The organism is Roseateles sp. (assembly GCF_036486225.1).
Lineage (GTDB): Bacteria > Pseudomonadota > Gammaproteobacteria > Burkholderiales > Burkholderiaceae_C > Roseateles.
Genome location: NZ_DASVNZ010000078.1, coordinates 12769 through 32658, shown reverse-complemented (window position 1 = coordinate 32658; position 19890 = coordinate 12769). Strand labels below are relative to the sequence as shown.

At 68.4% G+C, this 19890-nt stretch carries 23 protein-coding genes and 1 pseudogene; 15 read left to right on the top strand and 9 right to left on the bottom strand.

What is annotated here, in order from left to right; all coding sequences use genetic code 11:
• The 5 genes and pseudogenes from VF536_RS05815 to VF536_RS05795 form a co-directional block, all read left to right on the top strand.
• Positions 1-284, top strand: a pseudogene (locus VF536_RS05815) (hypothetical protein); the annotation flags it as partial.
• Positions 285-385: 101 nt separating this feature from the next.
• Positions 386-1237, top strand: a complete 852-nt coding sequence (locus VF536_RS05810; RefSeq protein WP_067269348.1) for a MotA/TolQ/ExbB proton channel family protein — start codon at positions 386-388, stop codon at positions 1235-1237.
• A gap of 28 nt (positions 1238-1265) precedes the next feature.
• Positions 1266-1694, top strand: coding sequence for a biopolymer transporter ExbD (locus VF536_RS05805; protein ID WP_331613865.1), 429 nt, complete (start codon positions 1266-1268; stop codon positions 1692-1694).
• Between the two features lie 12 nt (positions 1695-1706).
• On the top strand, positions 1707-2138 hold the full coding sequence (locus tag VF536_RS05800) for a biopolymer transporter ExbD (protein ID WP_331613864.1): 432 nt from the start codon (positions 1707-1709) through the stop codon (positions 2136-2138).
• 84 nt (positions 2139-2222) lie between these two features.
• Positions 2223-3473, top strand: a complete 1251-nt coding sequence (locus tag VF536_RS05795; RefSeq protein WP_331613863.1) for a hypothetical protein — start codon at positions 2223-2225, stop codon at positions 3471-3473.
• A 98-nt stretch (positions 3474-3571) separates the two neighbouring features.
• On the opposite strand, the gene VF536_RS05790 is transcribed toward VF536_RS05795, so the two are convergent.
• The 7 genes from VF536_RS05790 to VF536_RS05760 form a co-directional block, all read right to left on the bottom strand.
• Positions 3572-4330 (bottom strand): 3-hydroxyacyl-CoA dehydrogenase, encoded by a 759-nt coding sequence (locus tag VF536_RS05790; RefSeq protein WP_088405199.1) that lies wholly within the window; start codon positions 4328-4330, stop codon positions 3572-3574.
• 103 nt (positions 4331-4433) lie between these two features.
• Positions 4434-5087 carry an adenylate kinase gene (gene adk, locus VF536_RS05785; protein ID WP_331613861.1) on the bottom strand — a complete coding sequence of 218 codons (654 nt, stop codon included), beginning with the start codon at positions 5085-5087 and terminating at the stop codon, positions 4434-4436.
• Between the two features lie 147 nt (positions 5088-5234).
• Positions 5235-5993: a 3-deoxy-manno-octulosonate cytidylyltransferase gene (kdsB, locus tag VF536_RS05780; protein WP_331613860.1), complete on the bottom strand. Its 759-nt coding sequence runs from the start codon at positions 5991-5993 to the stop codon at positions 5235-5237.
• On the bottom strand, positions 5990-6193 hold the full coding sequence (locus VF536_RS05775) for a Trm112 family protein (protein ID WP_331613859.1): 204 nt from the start codon (positions 6191-6193) through the stop codon (positions 5990-5992). The genes kdsB and VF536_RS05775 overlap by 4 nt, the downstream gene beginning before the upstream one ends.
• Entirely contained in the window at positions 6178-7233 is a 1056-nt protein-coding gene (lpxK, locus tag VF536_RS05770; RefSeq protein WP_331613858.1) for a tetraacyldisaccharide 4'-kinase, read from the bottom strand. Before lpxK ends, VF536_RS05775 begins: the two co-directional genes overlap by 16 nt.
• A gap of 49 nt (positions 7234-7282) precedes the next feature.
• Positions 7283-7696: an ExbD/TolR family protein gene (locus VF536_RS05765; RefSeq protein WP_297530697.1), complete on the bottom strand. Its 414-nt coding sequence runs from the start codon at positions 7694-7696 to the stop codon at positions 7283-7285.
• On the bottom strand, positions 7693-8400 hold the full coding sequence (locus VF536_RS05760; protein WP_331613857.1) for a MotA/TolQ/ExbB proton channel family protein: 708 nt from the start codon (positions 8398-8400) through the stop codon (positions 7693-7695). The genes VF536_RS05765 and VF536_RS05760 overlap by 4 nt, the downstream gene beginning before the upstream one ends.
• A 328-nt stretch (positions 8401-8728) precedes the next feature.
• On the opposite strand from VF536_RS05760, the gene xseA reads away from it, so the two are divergent.
• On the top strand, positions 8729-10093 hold the full coding sequence (gene xseA, locus VF536_RS05755; protein WP_331613856.1) for an exodeoxyribonuclease VII large subunit: 1365 nt from the start codon (positions 8729-8731) through the stop codon (positions 10091-10093).
• A 115-nt stretch (positions 10094-10208) separates the two neighbouring features.
• Entirely contained in the window at positions 10209-10793 is a 585-nt protein-coding gene (locus VF536_RS05750) for a superoxide dismutase (RefSeq protein ID WP_331613855.1), read from the top strand.
• 153 nt (positions 10794-10946) lie between these two features.
• Here VF536_RS05750 and VF536_RS05745 read toward each other — a convergent pair whose 3' ends face one another.
• Positions 10947-11423 (bottom strand): DUF192 domain-containing protein, encoded by a 477-nt coding sequence (locus VF536_RS05745; protein ID WP_331613854.1) that lies wholly within the window; start codon positions 11421-11423, stop codon positions 10947-10949.
• Between the two features lie 35 nt (positions 11424-11458).
• On the opposite strand from VF536_RS05745, the gene VF536_RS05740 reads away from it, so the two are divergent.
• The 8 genes from VF536_RS05740 to VF536_RS05705 all read left to right on the top strand — a co-directional run bounded on the left by VF536_RS05740 (position 11459) and on the right by VF536_RS05705 (position 18959).
• Complete coding sequence (locus tag VF536_RS05740) at positions 11459-13720, top strand: cation-translocating P-type ATPase (protein WP_331613853.1); 2262 nt, start codon at positions 11459-11461, stop codon at positions 13718-13720.
• Between the two features lie 31 nt (positions 13721-13751).
• Entirely contained in the window at positions 13752-13898 is a 147-nt protein-coding gene (gene ccoS / locus VF536_RS05735) for a cbb3-type cytochrome oxidase assembly protein CcoS (RefSeq protein WP_331613852.1), read from the top strand.
• Positions 13899-14061: 163 nt separating this feature from the next.
• Positions 14062-15483, top strand: a complete 1422-nt coding sequence (gene ccoN, locus VF536_RS05730) for a cytochrome-c oxidase, cbb3-type subunit I (protein ID WP_331613851.1) — start codon at positions 14062-14064, stop codon at positions 15481-15483.
• Positions 15484-15504: 21 nt separating this feature from the next.
• Positions 15505-16131, top strand: coding sequence for a cytochrome-c oxidase, cbb3-type subunit II (gene ccoO, locus VF536_RS05725; protein ID WP_331613850.1), 627 nt, complete (start codon positions 15505-15507; stop codon positions 16129-16131).
• 12 nt (positions 16132-16143) lie between these two features.
• Positions 16144-16320 carry a cbb3-type cytochrome c oxidase subunit 3 gene (locus VF536_RS05720; RefSeq protein ID WP_331613849.1) on the top strand — a complete coding sequence of 59 codons (177 nt, stop codon included), beginning with the start codon at positions 16144-16146 and terminating at the stop codon, positions 16318-16320.
• Positions 16313-17215 (top strand): cytochrome-c oxidase, cbb3-type subunit III, encoded by a 903-nt coding sequence (gene ccoP, locus VF536_RS05715; RefSeq protein ID WP_331613848.1) that lies wholly within the window; start codon positions 16313-16315, stop codon positions 17213-17215. The genes VF536_RS05720 and ccoP overlap by 8 nt, the downstream gene beginning before the upstream one ends.
• 3 nt (positions 17216-17218) lie before the next feature.
• Positions 17219-18637 carry a cytochrome c oxidase accessory protein CcoG gene (gene ccoG, locus VF536_RS05710; protein WP_331613847.1) on the top strand — a complete coding sequence of 473 codons (1419 nt, stop codon included), beginning with the start codon at positions 17219-17221 and terminating at the stop codon, positions 18635-18637.
• Positions 18638-18686: 49 nt separating this feature from the next.
• Entirely contained in the window at positions 18687-18959 is a 273-nt protein-coding gene (locus VF536_RS05705; RefSeq protein WP_331613846.1) for a hypothetical protein, read from the top strand.
• A 31-nt stretch (positions 18960-18990) separates the two neighbouring features.
• Here the strand turns inward: VF536_RS05705 and VF536_RS05700 are convergent, their stop codons facing one another.
• Positions 18991-19797, bottom strand: coding sequence for a cyclic nucleotide-binding domain-containing protein (locus VF536_RS05700; protein ID WP_331613845.1), 807 nt, complete (start codon positions 19795-19797; stop codon positions 18991-18993).
• Positions 19798-19890 lie beyond the last annotated feature (93 nt).

Sequence of the window (19890 nt, the reverse complement as noted above, 5' to 3'; positions counted from 1 at the left end):
CGCCGCCGGCACCGCCGTCGGACAAGCCCCGGTCGGCGATCGGCAACTGCACCAAGATGGCCAAGCCCGAAATGCCGGCCCTGAACTGGAGCGGCACCGCGAGCTACAAGGCGACCTTCACCGTCAAGGGCGGCAAGGTGGCTGACGTGAGCTTCACCGCCTTGCGCGGCGCCAACGACCGCAAGGCCGAACGCGCCCTCAAGAACGCCATCCAGGCCGCGCTGACGGAATACCAGTGCACGGACGCGATCCTCGAACAGGAATTCGTGTTCAACATGGAATGATCCGCGGGACTGTCCGACCCGCGATCGATCGAACACGGGGCGCCTGACGCGCCCCGACCTCTCAACCTGAGTTCAAGACTTTTCTCGTAGGAGCACCCTCCATGATCTCTCGTCTGTCTGCCTTGTTTGCGGCCGTCGCGTGCGCCGCGACCCTGGCCGTCTCCCCGCTGGCTGCCCAAGCGCAGGACCAGGCTGCCTCGGCCGCCGCTTCCGCCGCTGACACCGCCCCCGCTCCTGCCGACATCGCTCCTGCCGCCGTTTCCGAACCGGCCGCCGCCAAGCCGGTCGACAACCCGTACAGCCTGGGCAACATCGTCGCCCACGGCAACGTGGTCGACCAGGCCGTGCTGGCCATCCTGGCGATCATGTCCATGGGTTCGTGGTACATCCTGTTCACGAAGCTGTGGGACACCTCGAAGATCTCCCGCGAAGCCAAGGACGTCCGCGCGTCGTTCTTCAAGAAGGCTTCGCTGCAGGAAGGCCTGAAGAGCCTGAGCGAATCCGGTGCCTTCCGCTTCATCGCCCAGACCGGCGTGGAAGCTTCGGAGCACCATGAAGGCGCCCTGACCGAGAACATCGACCACAACACGTGGGTCACGATGAACATCGACCGCGCCGTGAGCGAAGTCAACACGCGTCTGCAAGGCGGCCTGGGCTTCCTGGCGACCGTCGGCTCGACCAGCCCCTTCATCGGCCTGTTCGGCACGGTGTGGGGCATCCTGCAGGCGCTGACGCAGATCGGCGTGGCCGGTCAAGCCTCGATCGACAAGGTCGCCGGCCCCGTGGGCGCCGCGCTGATCATGACCGCCATCGGTCTGGCTGTCGCCGTTCCGGCCGTGCTGGGCTACAACTGGCTGGTCAACCGCAACAAGACGGTGATGGGCCAGGTCCGTGCCTTCGCTGCTGACCTGCACGGCGTCCTGATGGGCAGCCGCAAGGTCGCAGGCCGCTAATCCGCACCGAAGTTTCCGGAGACGCAATATGGGGATGAACGTAGGTTCGTCCGGTGGCGAAGACGAAGTGGTCTCGACCATCAACACCACGCCCCTCGTGGACGTGATGCTGGTGCTCCTGATCATCTTCCTCATCACCGTGCCGGTGGTGACGCAGTCGGTGGGGGTGACCCTGCCGAAGGAGACGAACGTCGTCCGCGTCACCAAGCCGGAGAACATCGAAATCGCGGTGACCAAGGATGGCGACATCTATTGGGGCGTGCAGCCGGTTCCCGACGTGGAAACGCTGGTGTCGCGCCTGAAAAAGGTGGCGGTCCTGAATCCTCAGCCGGAAGTTCACATCCGCGGCGACGACAAGTCCCGCTATGAGAACGTGGGCAAGGTCATGGTGGCGTGCCAGCGCGCTGGCATCATGTCCATCAAGTTCGTCACCGAGCCGCCGGCTCGTGGTGGCTGAAGGAGCTGAAACATGGGTATGAACGTTGGAAGCTCCAGCGGCAGTGACGAGCCGGAAACGATGCTCGACGTCAACACGACGCCGCTGATCGACGTGATGCTGGTGCTGCTGGTGATGCTGATCATCACCATCCCGATCCAGCTGCACTCGGTCAACCTGGACATGCCGCCGCCGAACAACAACCCGCCGCCCAATGAGCCGATCGTCCACGAAGTGGCGATCGACTTCGACGGCACGGTGTTCTGGGACGGTGCCGCGGTGCCGAACCACGCGGCGCTGGAGTCCAAGATGTCCGAGATCGCCGCGATGCCGGACCAGCCGGAAGTGCACATCAAGCCGAACAAGCTGGCCGAGTACGGTTACGTGGCCAATGTGATGGCATCGGCGCAGCGCCTGGGCGTCAAGAAAATGGCGATGGTCGGGAACGAACAGTTCCTGAACTGAGCCGGATGACCGCCTGATCGGTGTCTGACCAGAACGCGCCTGCCCGAAAGGGCGGCGCGTTTTTCTTCTTTGGAGAGCAAGCAAATGAAATTCAAACTGCTGGCAACCGCCGCTGTCGGCGCCGCCGCGCTGGTGCTGGGCTCCACGCCGGAAGGCAGCCTGAGCGTCCTGTCCCAGGCCGCCGCGCAGGTGCGCCCCGCCGCGGGCAAGCCGCTGCAAGAGGCCTCGAACCTGCTGAAGGCGGGCAAGGCTCAGGAAGCCATGGCCAAGATCCGGGAGGCCGAAGCGGTGCCCGGTCGCAACGCCGACGAGAACAACACGCTGGAAGGCCTGCGCCTGTCCGCGGCCTCGCGTCTGGGCGATGCCGACGCCATGGTCAAGGCCTATGACGCGCTGAGCGCTGCCGGCAAGATGCCGGCCGCCAACAAGCTGCCGACGATGGAAGCCATCGCCGGCACCTACCTGCGCGCGGGCAACGGCGCCAAGGCGCTGGAGTGGGTCAACAAGTACAACGCCGCCGGCGGCAACAGCCCGGCGATGAAGCAGGTCCAGGCCGCGGCGCAACTGCGCTCGGGCGACGTGACCACGATCCTCAAGGACACGCTGGCCGACATCTCCGCCGACGAGAAGGCCGGTCGCACGCCGTCGCAGGACAAGCTGAACACGGCGCTGTGGGCGGCCAACAAGAAGGGTGACGGCGGCACGGAGTCGGTGCTCATCCAGAAGCTGCTGAACTACTACCCGACCAAGCAGCTGTGGGCCCAGTCGCTGGGCACGCTGCAGGCCAAGAAGGGCTTCGCCGCTGGCCGTTACCAGGTCGACGTGCTGCGTCTGCGCCTGGTGACCGAGAACATGACGGGCGCCAACGACTACATGGAGCTGGCCCAGCTCGCCGGTGCTGCCGGTTATCCTGAAGAAGGCAAGAAGGTCCTGGACAAGGGCTTCTCCGCCGGCGTCCTGAAGCCGACCGACGACAACGCCCGTCCGAAGCGTCTGGCCGATCTGCTGGACAAGCGCATTGCTGAGGCCAAGGCCGGCGCGGCCGAGGCCGAGAAGGCCGCCCGTGCTGCCCGTGAGGGCGACGAACTGGTGAAGGTCGGCTTCGCGCAGGTGCAGCGCGGCCAGGCCGCCGCCGGCATCAAGCTGATGGAAGAAGGCATCGCCAAGGGCAACCTGAAGCGTCCGGACGACGCCAAGCTCTACCTGGGTCTGGCGCAGTTCCTGGGCGGCGACAAGGCCAAGGCGCAAGCCACGTGGCGCACCGTCAAGGGCACCGACGGCTCGGCTGATCTGGCCGGCCTGTGGACCGTGTACTCGCGCAGCGCGAAGCACTGATCTCGGATCCGTCGCGATCAACGACAAGGCCTCCCGGCTCGCGCCGGGAGGCCTTTTCATTTGTTGAATCGGCCGTGAGGTCTCGGCCGTGCGCCGACTTACTTCGGCGCCATGCGGATCGCGCCGTCCAGGCGGATCACCTCGCCGTTGAGCATGTCGTTGGTGACGATCTGGTGGACCAGCTTGGCGTAGTCCTCCGGGCGGCCCAGGCGTGAAGGGAAGGGCACGCTGGCGGCCAGCGCGTCCTGCACCTCCTGCGGCATGCCGAAGAGCATCGGCGTGCCGAAGATGCCGGGGGCGATCGTCATGTTGCGGATGCCGTTGCGCGCCAGGTCGCGTGCGATCGGCAGCGTCATGCCGACCACCCCGCCCTTGGAGGCCGCGTAGGCCGCCTGTCCCATCTGGCCGTCATAGGCGGCCACCGAGGCCGTCGAGATCAGCACGCCGCGCTCGCCAGTGGCTTCCGGCTCGTTCTTGCTCATCGCCTCGGCGGCGAGGCGGATCATGTTGAAGCTGCCGACCAGATTGACGGTGATCACCTTCGAGAAGGTCGCCAGCGCATGCGCGCCATCCTTGCCGACCGTCTTGGCGGCCGGCGCAATGCCGGCGCAGTTCACCAAGCCCATCAGCTTGCCCAACGAGACCGCCTTGGCGACGGCCGCCTGGGCATCGGCCTCCTGGCTGACGTCGCACTTCACGAAGGCGCCGTTCAGCTCCTTGGCGAGCGCCTCGCCGCGCTCGACCTGCAGGTCGGCGATGACGACCGTCGCACCTTCGCGCGCCAGCATGCGGGCCGTGCCTTCGCCGAGGCCCGAGGCGCCGCCGGTGACGATGAAGACCTTGTTCGCGATGTCCATGGATGTCTCCTTCCGAATTGTTGGTTGCCGTTGACGTAAACGTCAATTGTCGATGAAAAAATGGCGGCCACGCGGGCCGCCATTGTCCTGGGTCGGAGTGGGCTCAGCTCAGCGCGGCGAGGGCTCGGCCGGTGATCTCGTCCACCGTGCCGATGCCTTCGATGCGGCGGTACTGAGGCGCCTGTGCGTCGCCGCTGGCAGCCCAGCTGGAGTAGTAGTCCACCAGCGGACGCGTCTGCGCCTGATAGACCTCCAGACGCTTCTTGACGGTCTCTTCCTTGTCGTCGTCGCGCAGGATCAGGTCCTCGCCGGTGACGTCGTCCTTGCCCTCGACCTTGGGCGGATTGAACTTGGTGTGGTACGTGCGGCCCGAGCCCGTGTGCACGCGACGACCGCTCATGCGTTCGACGATGGCGCTGTCAGGCACGTCGATCTCGAGCACGAAGTCCAGCTTCACGCCGGCGGCCTTCATCGCGTCGGCCTGGGGGATGGTGCGCGGGAAACCGTCGAACAGGAAACCCTTGGCGCAATCGGGCTGCGCGATGCGTTCCTTGACCAGGTTGATGATGAGTTCATCGCTGACCAGGCCGCCCGCGTCCATCACCTTCTTGGCGGCGATGCCGAGTTCGGTGCCGGCCTTGACCGCGGCCCGCAGCATGTCTCCGGTGGAGATCTGCGGGATGCCGAACTTGTTGCAGATGAAAGAGGCCTGAGTGCCTTTGCCGGCGCCGGGGGCGCCCAGAAGAATCAGTCGCATGGGTCTCCTCGATATAGGGAGAGGGCGCGTCGCACGGGTCGACGCGCCCTCGAAAACTGCGGGCGAGAATAGCACGCGCTGGCCTACGGTCCGCTGACGCGGCAGGCGAATGAACTGCGGTGTAACCCTGTCGGGCCGGGCCGCGATTCAGCTTGTCATCAGCTTTCTGACGCGTTCGAGGTCCTCGGGCGTGTCCACGCCGGGGCCCGGTCGCTCGGCGCTGACGTGCACCGCGATGCGCTCGCCGTGCCACAGCACGCGCAGTTGCTCGAGCGCCTCGATCTGCTCCAGCGGCGAGACCGCCAGCGTCGGGAAGCGGCGCAGGAAACCGGCGCGGTAGGCATACAGCCCGACATGTCGTAGCACGGCCTCGGGCTTCACGCGGGCGCCGCCGCCCGGCGCGTCGCGCCACCAGGGAATGGGGGCGCGCGAGAAGTACAGCGCCAGGCCCTGGGCGTCGGTGACCAGCTTGACGACGTTCGGGTTCGCGAACTCGGCGTCATCGTCGATCGCGTGAGCGACCGTGGCCATCGCGCATTGCGGCCTGGCGGCCAGCAGGTCCGCGCAGGCGCGGATCATCTCCGGCGCGATCAGCGGTTCGTCGCCCTGGACGTTCACGACCAGCGCGTCATCCGGCAGCCCGAGTTGCTCGACGGCCTCCGCCAGACGATCGCTGCCGCTGGCGTGATCGGCACGCGTCATCAGCGCGCGGATGCCATGGGCCTCGCAGGCGGTCCTCACCTCGACGGCATCGGTCGCGACGACCACCTGCGCCGCGCCCGCCAGCGCAGCGCGTCGCGCCACCTGCACGATCATCGGCGCGCCGGCGATGTCGGCCAGCGGCTTGTTGGGCAGGCGCGTGGATGCCAGCCGGGCCGGGATGACGATGTGGAAACCGGTGCTCACGCGGTGTCGCCTTCGCCGTCGGTGGAGCGGGCCTCGTTGGCCAGCATGATCGGAATGCCGTCGCGGATCGGGAAGGCCAGACGGTCCGCCGGGCAGAACAGTTCGCGGTCCGGCAGGCCGGTGTCCGGAGCGTTGCGGCGGTCGTCCAGCGGGCCCTTGCAGACGGGGCACACCAGCATCTCAATCAGTCGATGGTCCATTGGGGGAGCAGCCGCCGCAGCTCGCGCTGCAACGCCTCTTCAAAAGCGGGTTCGGGGCGGAAGTCTAGCGCCACCACCCAGATGCGGCAGCCTTGCAGCGCCTCCGGACGCAACTTGACGGCGTCCTTCTCGGTGATGACGACCTCGTCGGTGCGGGCCCAGGGGAGGGGATCCAGCGTGGCGTGATCGGGCAACGCCAGCGCGCGGAAGTTCAGGCCCTGCTCGCCGAGCATGTCGAAGAAGCGTTGCGGCCGCGCCAGGCCTGCGGCGGCCAGCAGCGGCTTGCCGCGCAGGGCGTGCAGGCGTTCCATGCGGCCGGGTTCGCCGCGCCACCAGTCGGCCAGCGCGACGGCGCCGGCCAGTTGGCGGTTGCCGACGAAGCCGGGCAGGGCGGTGCTGGGCCGGCCGGTGCTGTAAAGCACCAGCGTGTCCGCCGAAGAGCCCGGCGGTGGCGGCAGGGCCCGCGCCTGACGCAGCGGCCCGGCGGGCAGGAGCCGGCCATTGCCGAGACCTCGTTCGTCGAACACGAGCACGCTGAGCTGCCTTGGCAGCCGCCAGTGCTGGAGGCCGTCGTCGGACACCAGCACCTGAATGCCGGGGTTGGCGTCGAGCAGCGCGCGCGCCGCCGCGATGCGGTCGCGACCGACCGCCACCGGCACGCCGGCGCGCAGCTTGATCAGGAGGGGTTCGTCGCCGACGTCCTCGGCGCGGTCGCCGTCGGCGATGACGCGGACCTGCGCGTCATCCGCGCGGCCGTAGCCGCGGGAGATCACGCCGGCGCGGATGTCCATGCGCCGGAGGGTGTCCAGCAGGGCGAGCGTCGTGGGGGTCTTGCCGGCGCCGCCGACGACCCAGTTGCCGACGACGATGACCGGCACGGGCAACGGCTCCGCCTTCTTCAGGCCGAAGCGGTACAGCGCCACGCGCAACCGCAGCACCGCGCCGTGCAGCGCGGCCAGCGGCCGCAGCAGATGGGCGAGGCGGTCGTCGTCGCGCCAGGCGCGCTGCAGCCGCTCTTCCAGGGCGGTGGACCGGCTCATGGCCGGACCCCTGGCCAGGTCCGAGCCACCGCGGTGGGCTCGGCCCCGCTCATTGCGGCTTGTTGGCGGCGAAGGTCAGTCGCGTGAGGTTGGCGCGCCGCGCCGCGTCCATCGCGTTGACCACCGCCTGGTGCGGCGTGGCCGCGTCGGCGGAGATGATCACGACCGGCTCCTGCTTGCCCTGCGCGGACTGCAGCAGCGCCGCGGTCAGCAGGTCCACGCTGCGGCCCTCGACGGCGTTGCGGTCGATCGAATACCGGCCGTCCGCCGAGATCGCCACGATGATCTCGGCCGGCCGCTCCTTGAGCTGCTGGGCGTCGGCGGTCGGCAGCGTCAGCTGGAGTTCGGTGAACTTCGAATAGGTCGTCGACAGCATCAGGAAGATCAGGACGACGAGCAGCACGTCGATGAACGGGATCAGGTTGATCTCCGGTTCCTCGCCCTGGCGACGGCGGAACTTCATGCCTTGGCCTTCCCCGAGGCGGGCGACGCGACCGGCGGCGGCACGGTGGCCGGGCCGGCGTGGGCGGCATGGCCGCCCGCGGGCATCGCGCGGTTCACCAGGTGCGTCAGCAGCCGCTCGCTGGCCTGTTCCATGTCGACGACATAGGACTCGATGCGGCCGCGGAAGTAGCGGTAGAACATCAGCGACGGGATCGCCACGACCAGGCCGAACGCGGTGTTGTAGAGCGCGATCGAGATCCCGTGCGCCAGCAGCGCCGGGTTGTTGCCGCCGGGGCCGGGGCTCTGGCTGCCGAAGATCTCGATCATGCCGACCACGGTGCCCAGCAGGCCCAGCAACGGGGCCGCCGCGGCGATCGTGCCCAGCGTGTTGAGGTAGCGCTCCATCTGGTGGATCGCATGGCGGCCGGCCAGCTCGAAGGACTGGCGCAGGCGGGCCTCCCCGGCGCGCGGATCGGCCTGCGAGGTGCGCAGCCCGGCGGCCAGGACCTGGCCCAGCAGCGAGTTCTCGGCCAGCTTGCCGACGACTTCGCCGCTCGGGATCTGGAGCTGGGTCACGCCCAGCACTTCCTCGATCAGGCTGGGCGGCGCGACACGCGCGGCCCGCAGGCTGACGACGCGCTCGATGATCAGCGCCAGGGCCACGACGGAACACAGCAGCAAGGGCCAGATCGGCCAGCCGGCGGCTTGTATGATCGAAAACAAGGCTATCCCTCCGTACGGGCATCTCCGGCCCGGCGGCGCATTATGGCGCCCCCCAAGGTCGGCGCCGACCACTCCGGACCCTCATCACAAGCCCTTACAAACATCCACCGTTCCTGTGGATAACTTTGTGGGCAACTGGTCCCGGAACCGCGCCAGGGCCCGTCGCCAGACGGCAAGGATTAGCTTGCTCCAAAAAAAGGCAGGAAAAAGCTTTTGAAAAACAAGCGCTTATCGATCTGTGACGCGGGCATGACGGCCGATATGGCCCGCGGAGCCAGCATTGACGCGGCTGTGGAGTTCCGGACCCGCGCCAGCATTGGGTTTGCGCATGATTGACGCCTCCAAACCCGCATCGCCACGGATGGTCTGGGGGGTGGCGGCCCTGTTGACGGCCCTTTCCGACGCATTGCAGGCCAGATTCCCCGTCATCACGGTGCAGGGCGAGCTCTCCGGCTTCACGCGCGCGGCCAGCGGCCATTGCTACTTCAGCCTGAAGGACGCGGAAGGTCAGCCGGCGATGCTGCGCTGCGCGATGTTCCGGCGGGCGGCGTCCCTGGTGGACTTCGCGCCGCGCGACGGCATGACGGTGGAACTGCGCGGCCGGCTCGACCTGTACGGACCGCGCGGGGAACTGCAGTTCATCGTCGAGGCGATGCGGCGCTCCGGCGAGGGGGCGCTTTACGAACAGTTCTTGCGCCTGAAGGCGAAGCTGGAGTCGCTCGGCTACTTCGATGCGGAGCGCAAGCGCCCGCCGCCCCCTTACGCGCGGCGGATCGGCGTGGTCACCTCCACCGGCGCCGCGGCGCTTCAGGATGTGCTGACCGCGCTGAGACGAAGAGCGCCGCACGCGCGGGTCTTCCTCTATCCGACCCTGGTCCAGGGGAACGAGGCGCCGGCGGCGATCGTGCGTGCCCTGGCGACCGCCAACGAACGCGCCGACGCCGAGGTCCTGCTGCTCGTGCGCGGCGGCGGCTCGCTGGAGGACCTGTGGGCTTTCAACGACGAGCGCGTCGTCCAGGCGGTGGCCGAATCGCCGCTGCCGGTGATCTGCGGCGTCGGGCATGAGACCGACATCACCCTGGCCGACCTCGCCGCCGACCTGCGCGCGCCGACGCCGACGGCGGCGGCGGAGCTGGCGACGGTGTCGCGTCAGCAGTGCCTGGAGACGCTGGAGGCGCTGGAGCGCCAGCTGGTGCGCCGTGTCGAACAGCGGCTGGATGGCGCCGCGCAGCGGCTCGACCGCCTGGCCTTGCGCCTGGCGAGACCGGGCGACGCGCTGGCAAGACAGAGACGCCGGCTGGACCTGCTCTCGCAGCGGCTGGGCCAGGTGACGCCCAGAACGGTGTCCCTGGAGTCGCAACGCCTGCGGCATCTTGAACAGCGCCTGAACCAGACCGCCCCGCGCGTGGCGACGTTGGAGACGCAGCGCCTCAAACATCTGGCCCAGCGGCTCGACCGTGCGCTGCCCCAGCAGGCGCAGCGCGGCGCGCACCGGCTGGACGCGCTCGAAGCCCGCCTGCAAGCCCTCGATCCCCGCCAGGTGCTGGCCCGAGGCTACGCCTGGCTGGACGACGGCCAGGGGCGGGCGCTGAGTTCGGTGGACCAGCTTCACGAGGGTCAGGACTTGCGCGCTGTCCTGGCCGACGGCGAAGCGGAAATGAAGGTCGGGCGCGTCGTTCGCCGGGACGTCTGAAGGGCGGCCTGCGCCTCCCGTGGCGCGGTATGCGTGCTCGCTACAAGGGCATGGATCCGCTGCCTACAATCTCCCGCGACATCCCGTCCCATCAACCACCGATTAGGAGTCCCTCATGGAACACGTCCTGCCCGAGCTGCCGTACGACAAGAAGGCGCTGGAGCCGCACATCAGCGCCGAGACGCTGGAGTACCACCACGGCAAGCACCACAAGGCCTACGTGGACAACCTGAACAACCTGCAGAAGGGCACCGAGTTCGAGAACAAGACGCTGGAAGAGATCGTCAAGACCTCCAGCGGCGGCATCTACAACAACGCCGCGCAGATCTGGAACCACACCTTCTTCTGGTCCTGTCTGAAGCCCAACGGCGGCGGCGCGCCGACCGGCAAGCTGGCCGACGCCATCAACGCCAAGTGGGGCAGCGTCGACGCCTTCAAGGAAGCCTTCCAGAAGAGCGCCGTCGGCAACTTCGGTTCCGGCTGGACCTGGCTGGTGAAGAAGGCCGACGGTTCGGTCGACATCGTCAACATGGGCGCCGCCGGCACCCCGCTGACGACCGGCGACACCGCGCTGCTGACCATCGACGTGTGGGAACACGCCTACTACATCGACTACCGCAACGCGCGTCCGAAGTTCGTCGAGACCTTCCTGAAGAGTCTGCTGAACTGGGACTTCGCCCAGGCCAACTTCGGCAACTGACCCACCGGCGCCCGCCTCGCGGGCGCCGATGAAGGAACGGCCCGGGAATCGCTTCCCGGGCCGTTGTCATTTCAGCGGTCGACTTTCTGTGGTCGACTCTCCGCGGTCGACTCTCTGCGGTCGCGGACGCCAGCCCGAAGGCCGGCCGGGCGATCACTTGGGCCAGGGGCCGCCGCGCAGCTTGGCGCCGGCCTTGAGGCCGCGCTTGTCGAACCAGCCCTTGTTCATTTCGAGCACGTAGCGCACCGGCTTGGTCGAGCAATGCGAGACGTCGGACAGCGGCTGCATCTCGACGATGTTGACGATGGTGCCGTCGTCGCCGACGAAAGCCGCCGACAGCGGGATCAGCGTGTTGCGCATCCAGAAGCATTGCTGCGACGGCTGCTCGAAGATGAAGATCATCCCGGCGTTCTGGGCCATCTCCTTGCGGGCCATCAGGCCGATGGCGCGCTGCTCGTCGGTGCGGGCGACTTCGGCGTGGATCAGGTGCATGCCGGCGCCGAGTTCGACGACGGGCAGGCCGGTCTGGGGAATCTGCTGGGCCGCGGCCGGACCGGCCGCCGTCAGGGCGGCGATCGAGAGGACAGTCGAGAGAACGACGGAGGATGCCGCGTGTTTGATATTGAGCATGTTGTCACCTCAAGGTTTGGCGGATTATCACGGCCATGTTGCCCGCCCCAGCCGCCACGGTGTCCGCCGGTGCCCTGGGCGCCGATGCCCGACGCGCCAATCGCCCCGTTCCCGACGGCGCGCTGACACGCGCGCGGTTCCGGTTGTCCGGGCTGCACTGCGCCACCTGCGCCGGCCTGGTCGAGTCCCTGCTGCACGCGCAACGCGGCGTGAAGTCAGCCGAAGTCCATCCGTCGACCCAGACGCTGGTGCTCGACTGGTGGCCTGAGCGCGTGACGCTCGACGAGCTGCGGCAGGTGCTTGCGCCGGCGGGCTACGACTTCGTCCCTGATCTCGCCGGGCCTGCCCGCGACCTGCGCCGTCGCGAGCATCGCCAGGCGCTCTGGCGGCTGTTCGTCGCCGGCTTCCTGATGATGCAGGTGATGATGCTGGCGTGGCCGTCCTACGTGGCCGCACCGGGCGAACTGCCGCCGGATCAGGCCGCGCTGCTGCGCTGGGGCCAGTGGGTGCTGACGCTGCCGGTGATGCTGCTGGCCGCGGGGCCGTTCTTCCGCGCGGCGCTGAGTCAGCTTCGCGGACGGCGCCTGGGCATGGACGTGCCGGTGGCGCTGGGCCTGGCCGTCGCCTTCGTGGCCGGCAGTGGCGCGACGCTGGATCCCGACGGTCCGTTCGGGCACGAGGTCTACTTCGACTCGATCACGATGTTCGTGACCTTCCTGCTCGGCGCGCGGTATCTGGAGCTGCGCTCGCGGCATCGCGCCGCGGCTGCGATCGAACAGGCCGCGGAGGCGCTGCCCGGCGAGGTCGAGCGCTTGAGAACGGACGGCGCGGTGGAACGCGTCGCGATCGAGGCACTGGCGATCGGCGACCGGGTGCGTGTTGCCGCAGGGCAGCGCATGCCGGCCGATGCGATCGTCGAGTCCGGCACCGGCGCCGCCGACGAGTCGCTGCTGACCGGCGAATCGCGCCCGGTCGCCAAGCTGCCAGGCGATGCCGTGCTCGCGGGCAGCCTCAATCTCTCCGGCGTGCTCACGGTGTGCGTGCGGCAGGTGGGGGAACAGACCCGCCTCGCAGGCATCCGCCAGTTGATGGCCCAGGCGTTCCAGGACCGGCCGACGACGCTGCGCACGGCGGATCGCGTGGCGGGCTGGTTCCTCGCGGCGGTCCTCGTGCTGGCCGTCGCGGCGGCGCTGGTCTGGCAGTTCGTCGATCCGTCGCGGGCGGTCGCCGTGGCTGTGTCGGTGTTGATCGTCACCTGCCCCTGCGCACTGTCGCTGGCGGCGCCGGCAGCCTGGGTAGCCGCGGCGGGTGCGCTCGCGCGGCGCGGGCTGCTGCTGTCCCGGCTCGATGCCATCGAATCGCTCGCCGATGTCGACCGGATCGTCATGGACAAGACCGGCACGCTGACCGATCCCGCGCCGCGCTTGCGCAGCGCGCGCGCCGATGTGCCGGATGCGGAGTCCAGGGTGGCGGCGTCGATGCTGGCAGCGGGCTCGCTTCATCCGTTGTCGAAAGCGCTGGCGGCGGCGTTGCCCGCGCCGCCCGATGCCAAGGAGGCTTGGGCGATCGAGGAATTCAGCGGTCGGGGCCTGGAGGGCCTCGATGCTCGTGGTCGACATTGGCGTCTCGGGTCGTGGCCGTGGGCCGCCGACCCGGGCAGCTCGACAGCCGCAACGCCGGACTTTTCCGACGCCCAGATCGTCCTGACTTGCGAGGGCATCGTCCGCGCTGCCTGGCACGTCGACGAGCGCCTGCGCGAGGGGGCGCCGACGGCGATCGCCGAATGGCAGACGATGGGCATGGCGGTCGAACTCCTGTCGGGCGACGCGCCTGAGCGTGTCGCCGTCGTCGCGGGACAGGCCGGCATCGCGCACTGGCGCGGCGGTGCCCGGCCGGAGGACAAGCTCCAGCACGTCACCGCGCTGCAATCGCGCGGCCATCGCGTGCTGATGATCGGCGACGGCATCAACGACGCGCCGGTGCTCGCGCGGGCACAGGTGTCGATCGCGATGGGGCAGGGCGCCGACCTCGCGAAGGCGCGCGCCGACGCGGTGCTGACCTCCGACCGGCTCGACGCGATCACCGGCGCGTTGCGGCTCGCAAGACGCACACGCCGCGTCGTGCGCCAGAACCTCGCGTGGTCGGCGCTCTACAACGCCGTGTGCGTGCCGATGGCGCTGGTCGGCTGGCTGCCGCCGTGGGCCGCCGGCCTGGGCATGGCCACGAGTTCGCTGCTCGTGGTCGCCAACGCCGCGCGGCTCGGACGCGACGCGGCGGTACGTCCACGCCGCGCCTGAACGACTTCAACACCTTGAGAGCCGCCGCCCCATGGACATCCTCTATCTGCTGATCCCGCTGTCGGTGGTGCTCGTGCTGCTGGTGCTGGCCGTGTTCGGCTGGGCCGTGCAGGACGGGCAACTCGAGTCGCTGGACCGGGAAGGTCAACGAATCCTCGAGGACGATGCGATAGCTTGACGCGCGTCAACACGTACTTCGAGACGGCGCCGAACAATGGCTGGCATCCGCGCAACAAGCGCCTCGAGGAGCCAGCATGGCAAGCCAATCAGAGTCGGAGGGAGGACGCGCCATCACGCCCCGTGATGCGCGCGCTGAAGCACCCAGTGATGCACCCGATGGTGTGCCCAGTTATGAGGACGGCGTGGTGCGCGCGTTCTCGCTGGCCGCGGTGCTGTGGGGTGTGGTCGGGATGCTGGTCGGCGTGATCATCGCCGCACAGCTCGCCTGGCCCGAGCTGAACTTCGGCATCCCCTGGCTGAGCTACGGCCGCCTGCGGCCGCTGCACACCAACGCGGTGATCTTCGCCTTCGGCGGCTGCGTGCTGATGGCGACGGCCTTCCACGTCGTGCAGCGCACCAGCCACGTGCGGCTCTTCGCGCCGGGCCTTGCCTGGTTCACCTTCTGGGGCTGGCAACTGGTGATCGTGCTGGCCGCGATCACGCTGCCGCTGGGCCTGACCACCGGCAAGGAATACGCCGAACTCGAATGGCCGATCGACATCCTGATCGCCGTCGTCTGGGTCTCTTACGCGATCGTCTTCTTCGGCACGATCGGCGTGCGACGCGTGCGCCACATCTACGTGGCCAACTGGTTCTTCGGCGCCTTCATCATCGCGGTGGCGCTGCTGCACATCGTCAACAGCGCCGAGATCCCGGTGTCGCTGACCAAGAGCTACTCCGCCTATGCCGGCGTGCAGGATGCGATGGTCCAGTGGTGGTACGGCCACAACGCGGTCGGCTTCTTCCTGACGGCCGGTTTCCTCGGGCTGATGTACTACTACATCCCCAAGCAGGCCAACCGGCCCGTCTACAGCTACCGGCTCTCCATCGTCCACTTCTGGGCGCTGATCTTCACCTACATGTGGGCGGGGCCGCACCACCTGCACTACACGGCGCTGCCCGACTGGGCGCAGAGCGTGGGCATGCTGTTCTCGCTGGTGCTGCTGGCGCCGAGCTGGGGCGGGATGATCAACGGCGTCATGACGCTGAGCGGCGCCTGGCACAAGCTGCGCGACGACCCGATCCTGAAGTTCCTGATCGTCGCGCTGTCCTTCTACGGCATGTCGACCTTCGAGGGGCCGATGATGTCGATCAAGACCGTCAACGCGCTCTCGCACTACACCGACTGGACCGTCGGCCACGTGCACAGCGGCGCGCTGGGCTGGGTGGGCTTCATCTCGATGGGCGCGCTGTACCACCTGATCCCGCGCATGTACGGTCGCGTCGAGATGTACTCGAAGCGCGCCATCGAGCTGCACTTCTGGATAGCCACGCTGGGCATCGTGCTCTACATCGCCGCGATGTGGATCGCCGGCGTGATGCAGGGCCTGATGTGGCGCGCGGTGAACCCGGACGGCACGCTGACCTGGACCTTCGCCGAAGGCGTCAAGGCGACCTACCCGTTCTACGTGGTGCGCCTGCTGGGCGGTCTGCTGTACCTGGGCGGCATGTGCCTGATGGCCTGGAACGTCGTGATGACGGTCCGCATCGGCCGGCCTGCCCGCCATCCCATCCCCGGCGCCGCGCTCGCGGCCGCCGCCTGATCGCACAGACAGGAGCACGCCATGGCCAACACCCATGCCAAAGCCAGCGGTCACGAGCGCATCGAGACCAGCAACTTCCTGATGATCGTGCTGGTGCTGCTGACGGTGATCGTCGGCGGCATCGTCGAGATCGTCCCGCTGTTCTTCCAGCGCTCGACCACGCAGCCGGTCGAACACCTGAAGCCTTACACGCCGCTGCAGCTCGCCGGCCGCGATGTCTACATCCGCGAGGGTTGCTACAACTGCCACTCGCAGATGATCCGGCCGCTGCGCGCGGAGACGCTGCGCTACGGCCACTACTCGGTGGCCGGCGAGTTCGTCTACGACCACCCCTTCCAGTGGGGCAGCAAGCGCACCGGGCCGGACCTGGCGCGCGTCGGCGGCAAGTACAGCGACGAGTGGCACCGCCTGCACCTGAACAACCCGCGCGACCTGGTGCCCGAGTCCAACATGCCCGCCTACGCGTGGCTGGCGGGCGCCGCGCTCGATCCGAAGGAGCTGGCGCCCAAGATGCGCGGTCTGCGGACCGTCGGCGTCCCCTACACCGACGAGCAGATCGCCCGGGCGGCCGACGAGGTCCAGGGCCGCACCGAGATGGACGCGGTCGTCGCCTACCTGCAGGTGCTGGGCACCGCGCTCAAGCCCTGATCGGAGGACCCCATGCCCGACATGGATCTGAATGCGCTGCGCTCGGCGGTGACGGTGGTGTCGCTGCTGGTGTTCGTCGGCATCGTCGTCTGGGCCTACGCCCGGCACAACCGCGAACGTTTCGAAGACCTGGGATCGCTTGTCCTCACGGATGAAGACGGCGCGCCCCGAGGAGGTCGTCATGAGTGATTTCGTTTCGAGCGGCTGGTCGCTGTTCGTGGCCGCGGCGACGGTGCTCGGCCTGGCGCTGTGCCTGGCGCTGCTGATCATCGCCAGCCGCCGCAAGGTGATGGCCGAGGACAACTCCACCGGCCACGTCTGGGACGAGGACATCCGCGAGCTCAACAACCCGCTGCCGCGCTGGTGGATGGTGCTGTTCGTGCTGACGGTGGTGTTCTCCGGGCTGTACCTGGCGCTCTATCCCGGACTGGGCGCGTATGCGGGTTCGCTGAGCTGGTCCAGCACCGGCCAGTACGAGGCCGAGCAGGCGCAGGCGCGGGCGGAGATGCACACGATCTACGCCCGCTTCGACGGGAAGCCGGTGGAAGCGCTGGCGTCGGATCCGCAGGCCAAGGCGATCGGTGAACGGCTCTTCGCCAACAACTGCGCGACCTGCCACGGCTCGGACGCGAAGGGCTCGAAGGGCTTCCCCAACCTCACCGACAACGACTGGCTCTACGGCGGCAGCGGGGACACCATCGTCCAGACCATCACGCAGGGGCGCGAGGGCACGATGCCGCCGATGGCCGCGGCCGTGGGCGGCGGCGAGGACGTGCGCAACCTCGCGCACTACGTGCTGAGCCTGTCGGGCAGCCCGCACAACTCGGTGGCGGCAGCGCTCGGCAAGTCGAAGTTCGGCGCCTGCGCGGCCTGCCACGGCATGGACGGCAAGGGCAACCAGGCGCTGGGCGCGCCCAACCTGACCGACAAGGTCTGGCTGCACGGCTGGGGCGAGTCCGCCATCGTCGCGATGGTCAACAACGGCAAGCACAGCCACATGCCCGAGCACGGCTCGCGCCTGAGCCCGGAGCAGATCCGCGTGCTGGCGGGCTACGTCTGGGGACTGTCCCACGAGCAGCCCTGAGCCATGAGCATCCCTGAAGTCCGGGCAGTCTCGCTCTACGAAGCCGAGGCCAAGATCTACCCCCGCGCCGTGCACGGCTGGTTCGCCGTGTGGCGCTGGGCGCTGGTCTGGGCCACGCAGCTGCTGTTCTACGGCCTGCCGTGGCTGCAGTGGAACGGGCGTCAGGCCGTGCTGTTCGATCTCGAGGCGCGCCGCTTCCTGATCTTCGACCTGATCCTGTATCCGCAGGACTTCATCTACCTGACGGCGCTGCTGGTGGTCTCGGCCTTCGGGCTGTTCTTCTTCACGGCGGTCGCGGGGCGCCTGTGGTGCGGCTACGCGTGCCCGCAGACGGTCTACACGGAGATCTTTCTCTGGATCGAGCGCCACACCGAGGGCGACCGCGCCGCGCGCATCCGGCTCGACCGGTCCGGCTGGACCGCGGAGAAGCTGCTGCGCAAGGGCGCCAAGCACGCGGCCTGGCTGGCGGTGTCCCTGTGGACGGGCTTCACCTTCGTCGGCTACTTCGAGCCGATCCGCGCGCTGGGCGCGAACGCGGCTGCGCTCGCGCTCGGTGGGTGGTCGCTGTTCTGGATCCTGTTCTACGGCCTGGCGACCTACGGCAACGCCGGTTACCTGCGCGAGCAGGTCTGCAAGTACATGTGCCCTTACGCGCGATTCCAGAGCGCGATGCTCGATCGCGACACGCTCATCATCAGCTACGACACGGCGCGTGGTGATCCGCGCGGGCCGCGCTCGAAGAAGGCGGACCTGTCGACGATCGGCCTGGGGTCCTGCGTCGACTGCCATCAGTGCGTGCACGTCTGCCCCACCGGCATCGACATCCGGCAAGGGCTTCAGTACGAGTGCATCGGCTGCGCCGCCTGCATCGACGTCTGCAACGACGTGATGGACAAGTTCGGCTACGAGCGCGGGCTGATCCGGTACGCGACGCAGAACGGCATGAAGCACCGATGGACGGCGGCGCAACAGTGGCGGCGCGTGCTCCGACCGCGCGTGCTGGTGTACGGCGCGATCCTGATGCTGGTGTCGGGTGGACTGGTCTGGAGCCTGGCCGTCCGGATGCCATTCAAGGTCGACGTCGTGCGCGACCGGGCGACGCTGGCGCGCGAGGTCGAGGACGGCGTCGTCGAGAACCTCTATCGGCTCCAGCTGATGAACGCCGCGGAATCGACGCAGCGCTTCGTCCTGGATGTCGAAGGCATCGCCGGGCTTCGCGTGCAATCGCCTGGCGGCGGGTTGACGCTCGGACCCGCCGAAGCGCGCTGGGTCACCGTCGCGCTGAGACTGCCGCCGGAGGCCGCCCGCGACCTGGGTCCCGGCGCGCATCCGATGCGCTTCGCCATCCGGCGCGTCACGCCGTCCGGGGATCCGTCTGAGCACCAACTGCTTGAGAAATCCACCTTCGTGGTGCCGCGATGAGTGCGGCCGACTAGCCTGTTCAACTTCCCCCTCTCGACAAGGAGTGCACATGACGACGACCCGCTTGAATGACATCGACCTGCCGACCAGCGGGCCGTGGTGGCGGCATCCCATCATGTGGCTGGTGATCGGCGGACCGACCGCGGTGGTCGTGGCCTCGATGGTCACGCTGACGCTGGCGATCGTGTATCCCGATCCGGTGGTGCACTCGACGAGCGCGGTGGATCGCAGCGGCGTCGCGGCGGACGAGATCGCCGACACCGCGAAGACGCCCGCGATGAACGCCCGCAACCATGCGGCGACGGCCGGACAGTCGCGCTGACGTCATCGTCCTCGAGGAGGGGGATGGGACGCTACGCGCTGCGCCGGACCAGCTGCAGCAGCTGCCGCGGCTTGAGCACGCGCACTTCCCGCGCGCGCACTTCGAGCAGCCCGTCCTCCTGCATCCGCGAGAAGGTGCGGCTCACCGTCTCCAGGCTGAGGCCGAGGTAGCTGCCGATCTCGTCGCGGGTCATCCGCAGCACGACGCTCGACGACGAGAAGCCGCGCGCCCGCAATCGCCGCATCAGGTGGATCAGGAAGGTCGCGACGCGCTGCTCCGCGCGCACCGCGCCGAGCAGCATCATCACGCCCTGGTCGCGGACGATCTCGCGGCTCATCAGGCGATGGAACTGGCGTCGCAGGCGGTCGACCTCGCGGGTCATGTCGTCGATCCGGCCGTAGGGCACGACGCAGATCTGAGAGTCCTCCAGCGCCACCGCCTGGCTGGCGTAGGCGCCGCTGAAGATGCCGTCGAGGCCGAGCATCTCGCCCGCCATCGGGAAGCCGGTGACCTGGTCGCGGCCGTCCTCCGCCGAGGCCGAGGTCTTGAAGAAGCCGGTGCGCACGATGTAGACGGCTTCAAACGGATCGCCGGCCTTGAAGAGCACGGTGTTGCGAGCCACCTGACGGCGGTCCGAGATCATGCGTTCGAGCTGGTGGACGTCGGCCGCCGGCAATCCCGTCGGCAGACAGACCTGCCGCACCGAGCAGGTCGCGCAGGTGATCCGGGTCGTGTCGGGTGGCACGGTCAGTGCGAGCGGGGTCGGCGAGGAGGCCAAGGCCACCGCGGAGGCCGAAGCGGGTGGTGGGGGTGGGGCGGTCAGGGGGGCGCTCGGCATGGGTTCATCGGACATGCGAGGAAGCGGCGAATTCTTTGTCGGGGCATCGACGCCGGCAATGACATCAATCAATGACGCTTTGCCAACAAAGGG